Source organism: Klugiella xanthotipulae (assembly GCF_006716695.1).
Classification (GTDB): domain Bacteria; phylum Actinomycetota; class Actinomycetes; order Actinomycetales; family Microbacteriaceae; genus Klugiella; species Klugiella xanthotipulae.
Genome location: NZ_VFPN01000001.1, coordinates 106504 through 119514 on the forward strand (window position 1 = coordinate 106504; position 13011 = coordinate 119514).

Sequence of the window (13011 nt, forward strand, 5' to 3'; positions counted from 1 at the left end):
ACCCTATCCGGCTGCGCGAGGAGCCACAATATTTTTCTGCGAATACACAGCTGTGATGGCCTGACCAAGCAGATCGGCCAGCAGCCGCATCTCCTCGTCACCAATCACGAGCGGGGGGGCCAAGCGGATGGTTGACTCGTTGGGAGCGTTCAGGATGAGCCCACGGTCGAGAGCGGCCACAACAACATCCGACGCAACCGGGTCGGCCAGGCTCACGCCCAGCAGCAGACCCCGGCCCCGGATACCCGTTATCGCCGAGATCTCCTGGCACTCGATTGCCCGACGAAGCTGAGCACCACGCTCGGTTGCTGCGGCAACGAGATCCTGTTCTTCGATCACGTTCAGCACGGTGCACCCCATCGCGGTCGCAAACGGGTTGCCGCCGAACGTGGTGCCGTGCAGGCCCGGCTGGAACAGGTCAGAAGCCGCACCCGCCGTGACGAGAGCACCAATCGGGATGCCCCCGCCGAGGCCCTTGGCCAGAGTGAACGCATCCGGGATGATGCCCTCATGCTGGAACCCAAACCAGTATCCGGTGCGACCGATACCCGTCTGAATCTCGTCGATGATGAGCAGTGCACCCGCCTCGGCCGTGAGTTCACGCGCCCGGCGCAGATAACCATCGGGCAGGGGTAGAACGCCCGACTCGCCCTGAATGGGCTCAACCAGAAGGGCGGCGACCTGGGTAGCATCGGGGCCCGTCAGCGCCCGCTCCATCGCCTCGATTGTCGCCGGTATATGCTCAACGCCCTCCGGCATCGGTTCGAACGGGACGCGCATAGCGGGCTTCCCCGTGAGCGCAAGCGCCCCCATAGTACGGCCGTGAAACCCGTTTTCGAGGGCAATAATCCGCGGACGCCCGACACCACCGTGCAGCCGTGCCAGCTTGAACGCGGCCTCGTTCGCCTCGGCCCCGCTGTTACCGAAGAAAACACGCCCCGTCTCCCCCACTCCCGACAGCCTGAGGATGGCCTCGGCCAGGTCGAGTTGGGGCCGGGTGGCGAAAAAATTGGAGACGTGCATGAGTCTGGCGGCGTGCTCGCTCGCGGTGGCCACCAGGGCAGGATGGGCATGTCCCAGAGCATTGACGGCGATACCTGCCATAGCGTCCAGGTATCGCTTGCCCTCATCGTTGTACACGTAGCACCCCTCGCCACGCACCAGAAGCTCGCGGGGGGTCGCAAAGGTATGTACCAGGGCGTGCTCGTACTCGGTCTGCCAGGTCTGGTTCATTGTTGTCATCAGGTCCTCAATATCGGGGGTGCTCGTACAAAAGACACACGTAAAATCAGGATCCGGCGGCACCACGTGAGGCGTCGGCAGCGACAACCTCGGTGCCAATCCCCTGCCGAGTAAACACCTCAAGCAGGATGGAGTGGGCGACACGACCGTCGATAATGGCGGCCTTCTCCACCCCGCCGTCCACAGCATCCAGGCACGCGGTCATCTTGGGGATCATCCCAGATTCGAGCGACGGTAATAGGGTGCGCAACTCATCCGCCTGGATATTAGAAACAAGCGAGTCGGTATTGGGCCAGTCGCTGTACAACCCGGCAACATCCGTGAGAATAATGAGCTTGGCCGCGCCCAGTGCAACGGCAAGGGCCGAGGCAGCCGCGTCTGCATTGACGTTGAGCGAGCTGCCGGGCTCGTTACGGTCGGGAGCGATCGAAGAGACAATCGGGATAAGTCCCGACTCCAATTGAGCGAGGACCGTCTCCGGGTTCACCGCGACAACATCGCCCACAAGACCCAGATCAACAGGTTCACCGTCCAGCACCGCGTGACGCTTCTCTCCCTCAAACAGCCCGGCGTCCTCGCCCGAGAGACCCGTGGCGAGAGGGCCGTGCTCGTTAATCTGCGCGACCAGCTCAGGATTAACCTTGCCGGTGAGCACCATCCGCACGACGTCCATCGTCTCGGGAGTGGTCACGCGATAACCGCCGCGGAATTCACTCTCAATGCCGAGGCGGTTGAGCATCAGAGAAATCTGTGGGCCGCCGCCGTGGACCACGACGGGCTTAAGCCCCGCGTAGCGCAGATAGACGATGTCTTCGGCGAAGGCGCGCGTGAGTGCCGCACTCACCATGGCATTACCACCAAACTTGACCACGATGATCTGGTCGCGGAAGCGTTTGAGCCAGGGCAAAGACTCGATGAGCACCTCGGCCTTTTTGGCGGCCTCAGCCTGATTGGGGGTTCTATACGTGGTCGGCATCAGCTGGAATAGGCGCTGTTCTCGTGAACATAATCGTGGGTGAGGTCATTGGTGTAGATCGTCGCGGTCTCAGACCCGGCCAGCAGATCAATCAGTACGTGGACATCACGCGGCTGAAGATCAACCAGTTCACGGGGCTGATCCGGCTCGCCGGTGTGACACACACGGACGCCGTTCATCCAGACATCCACCAGATAGGGGTCAAACTTGGCATCCGTGGTACCGATCGCCGCAAGAACACGACCCCAATTGGGATCGTTCCCAAAGATCGCGGCTTTGAAAAGGTTGTTGCGGGCCACCGAGCGGCCCACCACCTCAGCATCGCGCACACTCGCGGCGTTCACCACCTCAATGTTGATGTTATGAGTTGCACCTTCGGCATCGCCCTGCAACTTGTGAGCCAGCTCCAGGCAGACGGCTGTCAGGGCCTCGGTGAAGGTCAGCAGATCGGGAACAATTCCGGACGCCCCCGAAGCCATCAGCGTGACCTGATCATTGGTGGACATACACCCATCAGAATCGAGGCGGTCAAAGCTCACACGGGTGGCGGCACGCAGGGCCTGATCCAGATCGGCCGAACCCAGGTCGGCATCCGTCGTCACCACCACGAGCATGGTGGCGAGGCCGGGCGCAAGCATCCCGGCCCCCTTGGCCATCGCGCCGATTGACCACCCTTCGCCGCGAAACTCGGCCGTCTTGGCCACCGTGTCGGTTGTCAGGATCGCGTGGGCCGCCGTATGGCCATCGGTCGAAAGGGCAGCGGCAGCGGCCGGGATATTCGTCAGAATCTTGTCCCGGAACTCCTGATCGCCCACACCAATCAGGCCGGTGGAACAGACGAGCACGTCGCCAGCCGATACACCCAGTGCATCGGCGACCGCCTCAGCGGTGGCGTGGCTCGTCTGAAATCCAAACGACCCCGTGAAACAATTGGCACCGCCTGAATTAAGAACAATCGCCGATACCGTACCGTCGAGAATCACTCGCTCACTCCACAGGATGGGGTTGGCCTTGGCCCGGTTACTCGTGAACACCGCTGCGGCGGCCTGCCGAGGGCCCTGGTTTTGTACCAGAGCAAGGTCGGGCTTACCTGTTGACTTGAGCTGGGCAATAACTCCCGACGCCACAAACCCTCCCGGTACGGTTACACTCACGGCGCTACTCCATCTACGCTCAGGCCGGTAGTCTCCGGCAGACCCAGGGCAATGTTGGCCGATTGGATGGCAGCCCCCGCAGTTCCCTTGGTTAGGTTATCGAGGGCCGCGACCACAATCACACGGCCAGCAGCCTCATCGACCGCAAGACCCAGAAGACAGCTGTTAGCACCCAGGGTGTCGGCGGTGCGCGGAAATTGCCCCTCGGGCAGCACATGCACAAATGGCTCATGAGCGTAGGCAAGCTCCCAGGCGGAGCGAACGTCCGCGGCCGTCATGCCGGGTTGCAGGCGGGCCGTCGAGGTAGCCAAGATGCCACGCGACATGGGCACCAGCACGGGCGTAAACGACACGGAGACGTCATCGCCGGCCCCGGCCGCGCGAAGGGCCTGCTTAATCTCGGGGATATGGCGGTGTGTACCGCCGACGGCGTAGGGATTAGCCGACCCCAGGATTTCACTCGCGAGAAGGGTAACCTGCGGACTCTTACCCGCACCCGAGGGGCCGACAGCAAGAACCGTCACAATATCGTGTGCCTCGATCACATCGGACTCAATACCCGGGGCCATTGACAACGCCACAGTGCTCGCATTACAGCCGGGGGCCGCGATACGGCGGGCACCAACGAGGGCATTACGCTGCTTACCGTTCCGGGTCGGCAACTCCGGAACACCATAGGTCCAGGCCTCCGCATAGTCGCCACCATAAAAAGCATCCCAGTCTTCTCGGCTGGTCAATCGGTGGTCGGCACCACAGTCAATCGCAAGCACATCCGAGTCAAGCTGTGCGCTAATCTCACCAGAAGCCCCGTGTGGCAGCGCGAAGAAGACGATATCGTGTCCGGCGAGCACCTGGGCTGTTGTCGGCTGAAGGACAAGGTGGGCCAAGGAGCGGAGGTGTGGCTGTACATCCACCAAGCGCTGACCCGTGTTGGAATGGGCGGTGACCGTAGTCACCACAAATTCGGGATGCCCGGAGAGAAGCCGCAAAAGCTCCCCACCGGCGTATCCACTCGCACCTGCTACCGCTACAGAAAAAGTCACGTAACCAATCTACCCGTGCGCACCAACCCAATCGAGCCAACGACGCGCACAGGAAGACGGCAGTTACCGCGAGCTAATCAATCGGGGCCGTGGGCAACATCATCAGGCGACTGACCCACGCCGTGACCTCATCGCACTCAACTCCCAATCGGGCGGCCGCCTCGGCGGGCGTGAGCTTGCCGAGAAGGACGTTCATAGTGGTGTCTATTCTTTCACGGGTATTGCGTTCAAATCGCAATCGCTCCATGGTCTGCGGGTGCGGTTTGAGCACCCGCAGAGCCCGTTGGCGTCGGCCGAACGGGATGTGATTATCGCATGTGCGCTGGGTGTAGTAGGCCACATTGGTGATGTGGACGCCACCGTCAAACAGGGGGGCTGCCTCGGAGAGGCTGTATTCACGGGAGGGGCGAGGCATCGGGTACACGCATCCGGCTGTGGTGAAACTCACCAGCACGGGCCACGCAACTGACAGTGCGTCAGCGTAGGGCTCGTTCCGGGTATTCACGACGGATTCCTTTCGATCGTCCTGCTCAGCCGCGGGGGATGTGTGACCGGATGGTTACTGTCGTCGGCGTCGCGAGTTGAAACTCGTATAGTAGGGAGGCCGCTGCCCGCGTTAGTAGCGGCGCAACCCCCTCACTGTTTAAAGACTCGTTAGGAGCGAAAATATTACGGAATCTCGGCAAATTCGTGCAAAAAAGCGAGAATCCCCCACCTATTTCATCCGCGAGGAAAAATAGATGGATGATTTTGTTTTAGTCGCGGAGGGTCACCTCAAAAAGCTGTTCAGCATGTGCTACGCCCGCGAGCTTTGCCTCGTTCGCCTCGGCCGCGGTCAGCGTCCGATCAGATGCCCGGAAACGCAGAGCGAAGGTGAGAGATTTGTACCCCTCCTCCACCCCGGTGCCACGGTAGTCATCCACGAGACGTGCACTCTCCAGCAGGTCGCCCGCCCCGGCAACAACCGCGCCCAACACGGCGTTCGCTGGAACCGCAACCGACACGAGCAGTGAGAGGTCCTGAGTGGCCGCGGGGAAGGACGACAGCGGAACGTACTCCACCTCGATGCGGGCCGCCTCGATCAGCAAGTCGAGGTTGGCCTCGACCGCGGCCAGGCGATGCGGCAGCTTCAGATCTTCGCCAATCGCAGGGAGCAGCTCACCGGCGTAACCAGCCACCCGCTCCGAACCGTCAATCGTGACAACCAGCTCGGCCGTACGCCCCGGATGGAACCCCTGGTGGGACCCCTGACGCACCGTGATCTCCACCGCGAGCGCCAGTGAGATTTGCCGCACCACGTCGAGAGCGTCCGACCAGTCAAAGAACCGAGGTTCACGGCCCGGCTGTTTGGCCACAGCCGTACCGGTCAGGAGAGCGGATACATAGCGAGGCTGCGGCGGGATACTCGCGTTGAGCTGGGCCAGAACCTCATTGGTGGGCCGCACCCCCAGCGGGGGCACCGCCACAACGCCGTACGCAACGCCAGCCTTCGGAAGAAAGACGCTGCCCGTCTCATACAGGGCCAGAGTGGTCAGGCCGCGGGACACATTGCGCTGCGCCGCCTGGATCAGGCCAGGGATGAGCGAGGTGCGCAGGTAGCTCGCCTCACCATCCAGCGGATTGGCCAGACGAATAGCGGGCACGGAACCCGCAATGGGTGAGCCGAAACGGTTGTTGGCAGCCTCCCCCACAAACGGGTAGCAGAGCACCTCAACGGCACCCGCATCTGCAAGGGCGCGGGCCACCGAGCGCCGGAGCTTCTGGTCACGGGTGAGGCCACGGCCGGGCGGCGCAACGGGCAGTACCGAGGGAATACGGTCATATCCGACGATGCGGGCCACTTCCTCCGCGAGGGAGGCGGGAAAGGTCAAATCGGGGCGCCAGGTGGGCGGCACAACTCGCAGACCCCCCTCAACGGATGCAACCTCGGCACCGATGGCGGTGAGACTCGTCACAACCTCATCACGGGTGAATTCCACGCCGACCAGACCCTCAATGAAGCCGTCAGGCAAATCAATCGGGTCAGCGGGGCGGCTCACGTCGTAGACCGAGCCCTGGGTATCCGCGGTGCCACCAGCAAGCTCCACCAGCAGGTCAACCACACGCTGCGCCGCCGCCGCCGACACTCGGGTATCCACACCGCGTTCAAAACGCTTGGAGGCCTCGCTGTGCAGCTTGTGACGGCGCGCGGTGCGCGCGACCGACACGGGATCGAAGATCGCAGCCTCAACAAGCACATTGCGGGTTGTGTCACCAATTTCGGTGGCGGCACCGCCCATCACACCGGCGAGACCGATGGGGCCAGACTCATCGGTAATCAGTAGGTCTTCGGGATGCAGTTTCCGGAGGTGCTCGTCAAGCGTGACGAGGGTCTCCCCCACCTCTGCACGACGGACGGTCATTCCGCCCCTGAGCTTATCGAGGTCGTACCCATGAATGGGGTTACCCAGCTCCAGCATCACATAGTTGGTGATATCCACAATCAGAGAGATCGAACGGATACCGGCAAGGGCTAGTCGCGAGGACAGCCAGCGGGGTGAGGGCCGGGCCGGGTCCACACCGCGCACCACGCGCGTCACGAACGTGGTAACGCCAGCGCGGCCACGCAACGGAGCCGTATCCGACACCGTGAGGGGGAAGCCCGCAGCTTCGACCGGAGTGACCGCGAGTGCGGGGTCACGGAAGACCGCCCCCGTAGCGTGTGAGTACTCGCGAGCCACGCCACGAATAGAGAAAGCGTAGCCGCGGTCGGGGGTGACGTTGATCTCCACCGCAGAATCGTCAAGGCCCAGAAGGGTCTTGGCGTCCTCGCCGACCTCGGGGTCGAGCCCCATGCGGGCGAGAACCAAAATACCGTCGTGGTCCTCGCCGATACCGAGCTCACGCACCGACGCAATCATGCCATCGGATACGTGTCCGTACGTCTTACGAGCGGCAATAGCGAAGCCGCCGGGCAGAACCGCGCCGGGCAGGGTGACAACAACTTTGTCGCCCACCTCAAAGTTGTGGGCACCACAGACCACACCGCGAACATCCGCGCCGCCATCAGCCGCGAGGTGGCCCTCGGGGGCAACGCGCACTTGACACCAGTTGATCGTCTTACCATTGGACTGCTCCTCGGGCGTGCGCTCCAGCACCTGCCCGACAACGACCGGGCCAGAAACCTCGCCGCCGTGCACATCCTCTTCTTCAAAACCAACACTCACCAGGGCGGCGTGCAACTGCTTGGGCGTCATCTTCTCGGGAAGATCAACGTAGTCGCCGAGCCAACTCAGGGGTACTCTCATGGCTAAATCACCGTTCCAAACTGGGTGCTAAAACGAATATCGCCCTCAACCATGTCGCGCATGTCGTTCAGGTCGTTACGGAATTGCAGAGTGCGCTCAATCCCCATACCAAAGGCAAAGCCCTGATACTCGGTGGGATCGATACCCGCCGCGCGAAGCACATTGGGATTCATCATGCCGCAACCACCCCACTCCACCCAGCGAGCCCCGCCCTTCGCATGAGGCTGCCAGACATCCATTTCTGCGCTGGGCTCGGTAAAGGGGAAGAAATTGGGCCGCAGCCGGATTGTGGCTTCCTCGCCAAACATCTGGCGGGCGAAGTGTTCCAGGGTGCCCCGCAGATGCGCCATCGTGAGGTGACGGTCAATCGCGATACCCTCAATCTGGTTAAAGACGGGGGTATGGGTGGCATCCAATTCATCGGTACGGAAGACGCGTCCGGGCGCAACGACGTACACGGGTAACTCACGCGAGAGAAGCGCACGGACCTGCACGGGCGAGGTGTGAGTGCGTAGCAGCAGGTGGCTGTCAACAGGATCCACGAAGAAGGTGTCCTGCATGGCCCGCGCGGGGTGGTCAGGATCAAAGTTGAGCGCGTCAAAGTTGAACCACTCGTTTTCGAGCTCGGGACCCTCAGCAACTTCCCAGCCCATACCGATGAAGATATCGGAGATATCCTCCTGGAGAGCGGAGAGCGGATGGCGCGCGCCGGCCCGCCACTGCTGAGGGGCCGCGGTCACATCAACTGTCTCGGCGGCCAGCCGGTTGAGTTCCTCCTGTTCCCGCAGGGACTCTTCTCGGGCAGCAAACGCCTGGTTCACGCGGCCACGGGCCTGACCCACGAGCTTGCCCGTGGCGGCCTTCTGATCGTTGGGCACGGTACGCAGCATCGCGTTGAGCTGAGAGAGAGGGGAGGCCTCCCCCGTATGCGCCGAACGCAACACCTTCAGATCGACAAGGGTGGCTACCGAGTCCACAGCGCGGAGCGCCTCATTCACGGCAGTATCAACGGCTTCTTCGGTAATGGGATTGGTCTCTGACACAAAACACCATGTTACCGGGTCACGACGTAGCGCCGTATCCGAGAGCGCGATGCAGACTCAGAGCTGAACCTGTGAAATATCCTGAGTTGTTTTGTGAACGAGTGAGCTAGGGCTGCGCCGCAAGCGCCGTTCCAACCAGGTGGACACACCCGAGAGAATCAGGCACAGACCCACATAGATGATACCCACCACAATCGCGGCCGGGATGATAGGCGATCCAAACTGCACTTGCGTGCCAAGCCGCTTCGCCTCATAGAGCAGTTCTTGGTAGGTCACGATAAAGCCCAGTGCCGAATCCTTCAGAATAACCACCAGCTGCGCGATGATCACCGGTAGCATCGCGCGAATAGCCTGCGGCATCAAAACAAGTGATAACACCTGAGACTTTCTGAGGCCAATTGCGTAGCCTGCCTCACTCTGCCCGCTTGGCAGCGACTCCACACCGGCCCGAAAAACCTCGGCTAAGACCGCACCATTGTAGACGGTCAATGCGGTGACGACGGCGATAAACGGTGTGATGAAGGTGAAGCCCAACGGGGGAAGACCGTAGTACAGGATCATCATCAGGATCAGCAGCGGGGTGGCCCGGAAGAGCTCAACCACCCACATGCACGGCAGGCGAACCCACGGATGTGCGGACATCCGCCCAATCGCGAGGAGCAGGCCCAGTACAAGGCTCAGGACGGCACCGACGGCAAACGCTTGGAGAGTGGCGACGGTCGCTCTCAGCAGACTCTGTTGCACGAGAGGATAAGTGAATATGCTCCATTTTCGCGACTCAAACTGGCCGGTCTGGTAGAACTGCCAGAGCACAAAAACCAGCGCAACGAGCACCAGGGCAAGCACCACCACATTAAGAAGGACATTCAACCGTTTGGCCCGGGGGCCCGGGGCATCAAAAAGCAGGCTCGTCATCGTGCCACCTTCCACATATTTTCAAGTTTTCGCTGCAGGAAAGCGAGAACACCCACGAGAAGGATAAAAACGAGGGCCACCCACAGCAGCCCGACAATCGCCGGTTCGCCACGCTCCGACAAATAGTTCTTGACCGCACCAGCCTCCATCACGGAGAAGCCTGCGGCGACCGTGGTGTTTTTAAGCAGCGCGATAAACACGCTCATCATGGGCGGAATCACCGCACGAAAAGCTTGCGGCAGAATAATAAGCGTCATCGTTTGGCCAAACGGGAGGCCGATTGCGCGGGCAGCCTCCGCCTGACCCAGGGGAACGGTGTTAATACCCGAGCGCAGAGTCTCCGCCACATACGTGGCGGTGTACACGCTGAGCGCGATAATCGCCAGATTCATGTAGCTGATCTCGGGCAGTTGGAGTTTGGGGTAGCCAAACGCACAGAAAAACATAATAAGTGTGAGCGGTGTGTTGCGAATCGTGTTCACGTAGAACGTACCGACGGCCCGCATCGAGGTGACGGGGGACACTCGAAAAGCACCCACAACACCGCCCAGAACAAGCGCGATAATCGCCGAAAAGGAGAAGAGAATCAGCGTATTTTTGAAGCCCTCGGTAAAAAGATCAAAGTTATTGAGAAGCGTATCCACTGCGGACCCTTTCCGTCACGGATGCTGAACATGAGAGCCCGGTCGTGACACCGCTCCCGGAAGGGTGCCACGACACACGGGGACTTAGGAAGCGTCAACCTCCGGCTGTTGAACCTTCGTGCCGGACTGACCCAGGGTGTCATCGTAGATCTGCGTCCACGTGTCGTTCCCGTTGGTGAAGAGGTCATTGATGTGCGCACGCAGCACCGCGTCGCCCTTCGCGAGACCGACACCGTACTTCTCGACGGTGAAGGGCTCCCCCACCACGGTGAGGTTGTCGGGGTCCTGTGCGGCATAGCCAATCAGAATAGCGGCGTCTGTCGTCACAGCGTCCACCTGTCCGTCGGTGAGCGCTTCAACACACTGCGAGTAGGTATCAAATTCCACCGTTTTTGTGTCAGGAAAGTTGTCTTTGATGTTCTGAATCGGTGTGGACCCGGTGGCCGAGCAGACGCGCATACCCTTCAGGTCTTTCTCGCTCTTAATCGTGTCGTTGTCGGCCGCCACCAAGAGACCCTGACCAGTGATGAAGTATGGTCCGGCAAAGTCAACCTGTTCCTTGCGCGCATCCGTAATAGAGTACGTACCCACGTAGTAGTCGATGTCACCGTTGACGATAGCTGACTCGCGACTCACGCTCGGAATAGCTTTAAATTCAATCTGGTCGGCCCCAAAACCCAGGGAGGCCGCGATCCACGTCGCAATCTCGACATCAAATCCCGTGCGCTCACCCGTTGCAGCATCACGGTAACCGAGGTTGGGCTGGTCTTCCTTGACACCAATGATGACTTTATCGCGCTTAACCATCGCGTCGAACGTAGGACTACCGCTCAGCGAGACATCCTTCGCGACCTCGAAACGTGAGTTGGAATCGCCCGCAGTGTTATCGCCGTCATTGGCGGGTCCACCACCACAGGCGCTCAAAGTCAGTGCAGCGACCAGGCTTACTCCGAGGAGCAGTGCTTTCTTACGCATACGTTTCCTTTCATTGTGGCACCCCGTGACGGGGCGACCGTTGCTCTGTCCGCGCCCACAAACTAGTTAGTGAGCAGCTTCGACAGAAAATCTTTGGCGCGATCACTCTGCGGATTGGTAAAGAAAGCCTCGGGCTCCGCCTCCTCGATAATTTCGCCCTCAGCCATGAAGACCACCCGGTCGGCAGCCCGGCGGGCGAACCCCATCTCGTGAGTCACCACGATCATGGTCATCCCCTCGGCTGCCAGCTCAACCATGACGTCCAAGACCTCATTGATCATCTCGGGGTCGAGAGCTGAGGTGGGCTCGTCGAAGAGCATCACTTTGGGCTTCATCGCCAGTGCTCGCGCGATCGCTACGCGCTGCTGCTGGCCTCCAGAAAGCTGGGCAGGCATTTTGTCAGCCTGCTCCCCCACACCCACGCGATCAAGGAGCATCCGGGCGGCCATCTCGGCATCTGCACGCTGTCGCTTGCGCACCTTGACGGGGCCGAGAGCGACATTTTCGAGAATGCTCTTGTGCGCAAACAGGTTAAACGATTGGAACACCATGCCCACATCGGCTCGAAGAGTCGCGAGAGCTTTGCCCTCTTCCGGCAACTTTTTACCGTCTATGAGAATCTCACCGGCACTGATGGTCTCCAACCGATTGATCGTGCGACACAGGGTGGACTTACCGGAACCTGACGGGCCAATGACGACGACAACTTCCCCCTTCGTAACCGTGAGATTGATGTTTTTAAGCGCGTGAAATTCGCCATAGAATTTTTCCACCCCAGAAACAACCACGAGCGGCTTACCGATGTCGGCCAGGATGGGGTTACTGGTCGTCTCAAACGCGTTCAGCTGCGCGGCACCGGGGGCGGACTCTGAATCTGTCATGCCTACACGGTAACCGCGCGAAGCCATCCACACTCATGGACGCATAGCTTTGTTACCCAGATGCAATCAAAAACGTTTTAACTTTTATAAAAACCAAAGTTTTCACACCGAGTTTGAAAATACCGGATACGAAAGCCCGGTTCTTCTGATCGGGCACTCGTCGTATACCATCGGCATGTGAGGTGTAACCGATGACGCGGGGTGGACGCACGTGGCGGGGCCTGGTGGCCGCCGCCAGCGCCATCCTTCTTGCCGCGCTGTCACACACCATTGCAGGAGGTGCCGCCCCGTCCGTTGCCGGTATCGTCTCGGCCCTGATCGTATGCACCCCCGTGTGTATCGCGCTGGCGGGACGAGCGCTATCCCTCTGGCGGCTCGGCAGCGCGGTTGTCATCAGCCAGGGTCTCTTCCACGCGGTCTTCTCCTACCTCGCAATGCCCGCCTCCGCTCCAGCAGACACCGCAGGCATCCCGACAGGTTTACACGTACACGGCTCCGCAACGGCGGCGGCAATCCTCTCGCCTCACGCCCTCGCGGGAGATGCACACAGCGGGTGGATGTGGCTTGCACACGCCGTTGCAGCCGGGTGCACCATTGCGGTGCTGCGCTTTGGTGAACGGGGCGCATACCGACTCATCGCGCTCACCCGGCTCGCGGTACGACGCCTCACGGGGAGCCATCCCCACCCCATTCTCCCGGCCGCCACCCACACCCTCGTGCCCGGCTGGCACAACCCCTTTACCTCCGTTTCACGCTGGATGTCCGGCCTCAGCTATCGCGGTCCGCCCGCACCTGCCCTGGCCTAACCTCGCGGAACAATCCGCATCCGATGACAGCTCCAGACGAAAGAA

12 protein-coding genes are annotated in these 13011 nt (G+C 60.9%); 1 reads left to right on the top strand and 11 read right to left on the bottom strand.

Annotation, left to right across the window (positions count from 1 at the left end):
• Window positions 1–3: 3 nt before the first annotated feature.
• The 11 genes from FB466_RS00460 to FB466_RS00510 form a co-directional block, all read right to left on the bottom strand.
• Complete coding sequence (locus FB466_RS00460; RefSeq protein WP_246054475.1) at window positions 4–1242, bottom strand: acetylornithine transaminase; 1239 nt, start codon at window positions 1240–1242, stop codon at window positions 4–6.
• A 46-nt stretch (window positions 1243–1288) separates the two neighbouring features.
• Window positions 1289–2218 (bottom strand): acetylglutamate kinase, encoded by a 930-nt coding sequence (argB, locus tag FB466_RS00465; protein ID WP_141914983.1) that lies wholly within the window; start codon window positions 2216–2218, stop codon window positions 1289–1291.
• Window positions 2218–3372 (bottom strand): bifunctional glutamate N-acetyltransferase/amino-acid acetyltransferase ArgJ, encoded by a 1155-nt coding sequence (gene argJ, locus FB466_RS00470; RefSeq protein ID WP_141914985.1) that lies wholly within the window; start codon window positions 3370–3372, stop codon window positions 2218–2220. Before argJ ends, argB begins: the two co-directional genes overlap by 1 nt.
• Window positions 3369–4415 (bottom strand): N-acetyl-gamma-glutamyl-phosphate reductase, encoded by a 1047-nt coding sequence (gene argC, locus FB466_RS00475; RefSeq protein WP_141914987.1) that lies wholly within the window; start codon window positions 4413–4415, stop codon window positions 3369–3371. Before argC ends, argJ begins: the two co-directional genes overlap by 4 nt.
• Window positions 4416–4488: 73 nt before the next feature.
• Window positions 4489–4920: a hypothetical protein gene (locus tag FB466_RS00480; RefSeq protein WP_141914988.1), complete on the bottom strand. Its 432-nt coding sequence runs from the start codon at window positions 4918–4920 to the stop codon at window positions 4489–4491.
• A 250-nt stretch (window positions 4921–5170) separates the two neighbouring features.
• Window positions 5171–7702 (bottom strand): phenylalanine--tRNA ligase subunit beta, encoded by a 2532-nt coding sequence (gene pheT, locus FB466_RS00485; RefSeq protein WP_141914990.1) that lies wholly within the window; start codon window positions 7700–7702, stop codon window positions 5171–5173.
• Window positions 7703–7704: 2 nt separating this feature from the next.
• The gene (gene pheS / locus FB466_RS00490) at window positions 7705–8745 is read right to left on the bottom strand and encodes a phenylalanine--tRNA ligase subunit alpha (RefSeq protein ID WP_141914992.1); all 1041 of its coding nucleotides are present in this window, start codon (window positions 8743–8745) and stop codon (window positions 7705–7707) included.
• Window positions 8746–8802: 57 nt separating this feature from the next.
• Window positions 8803–9660 (bottom strand): amino acid ABC transporter permease, encoded by an 858-nt coding sequence (locus tag FB466_RS00495; RefSeq protein WP_141914994.1) that lies wholly within the window; start codon window positions 9658–9660, stop codon window positions 8803–8805.
• Window positions 9657–10304 (bottom strand): amino acid ABC transporter permease, encoded by a 648-nt coding sequence (locus FB466_RS00500; RefSeq protein ID WP_141914996.1) that lies wholly within the window; start codon window positions 10302–10304, stop codon window positions 9657–9659. Before FB466_RS00500 ends, FB466_RS00495 begins: the two co-directional genes overlap by 4 nt.
• 84 nt (window positions 10305–10388) lie before the next feature.
• Window positions 10389–11279 carry a glutamate ABC transporter substrate-binding protein gene (locus tag FB466_RS00505; RefSeq protein ID WP_141914997.1) on the bottom strand — a complete coding sequence of 297 codons (891 nt, stop codon included), beginning with the start codon at window positions 11277–11279 and terminating at the stop codon, window positions 10389–10391.
• A 62-nt stretch (window positions 11280–11341) separates the two neighbouring features.
• Window positions 11342–12160, bottom strand: coding sequence for an amino acid ABC transporter ATP-binding protein (locus FB466_RS00510; protein WP_141914999.1), 819 nt, complete (start codon window positions 12158–12160; stop codon window positions 11342–11344).
• Window positions 12161–12351: 191 nt separating this feature from the next.
• Here FB466_RS00510 and FB466_RS00515 point away from each other — a divergent pair, with 191 nt between their 5' ends.
• Window positions 12352–12966: a hypothetical protein gene (locus FB466_RS00515; RefSeq protein ID WP_141915001.1), complete on the top strand. Its 615-nt coding sequence runs from the start codon at window positions 12352–12354 to the stop codon at window positions 12964–12966.
• Window positions 12967–13011 lie beyond the last annotated feature (45 nt).

Excerpts from the sequence above, each read along its gene's own strand:
- FB466_RS00515 (WP_141915001.1), top strand. The coding sequence starts at position 12,352 with ATGACGCGGGGTGGACGCACGTGGCGGGGCCTGGTGGCCGCCGCCAGC.
- FB466_RS00495 (WP_141914994.1), bottom strand. The coding sequence starts at position 9,660 with ATGACGAGCCTGCTTTTTGATGCCCCGGGCCCCCGGGCCAAACGGTTG.
- FB466_RS00460 (WP_246054475.1), bottom strand. The coding sequence starts at position 1,242 with ATGACAACAATGAACCAGACCTGGCAGACCGAGTACGAGCACGCCCTG.
- argB (WP_141914983.1), bottom strand. The coding sequence starts at position 2,218 with ATGCCGACCACGTATAGAACCCCCAATCAGGCTGAGGCCGCCAAAAAG.
- FB466_RS00505 (WP_141914997.1), bottom strand. The coding sequence starts at position 11,279 with ATGCGTAAGAAAGCACTGCTCCTCGGAGTAAGCCTGGTCGCTGCACTG.
- FB466_RS00510 (WP_141914999.1), bottom strand. The coding sequence starts at position 12,160 with ATGACAGATTCAGAGTCCGCCCCCGGTGCCGCGCAGCTGAACGCGTTT.
- pheT (WP_141914990.1), bottom strand. The coding sequence starts at position 7,702 with ATGAGAGTACCCCTGAGTTGGCTCGGCGACTACGTTGATCTTCCCGAG.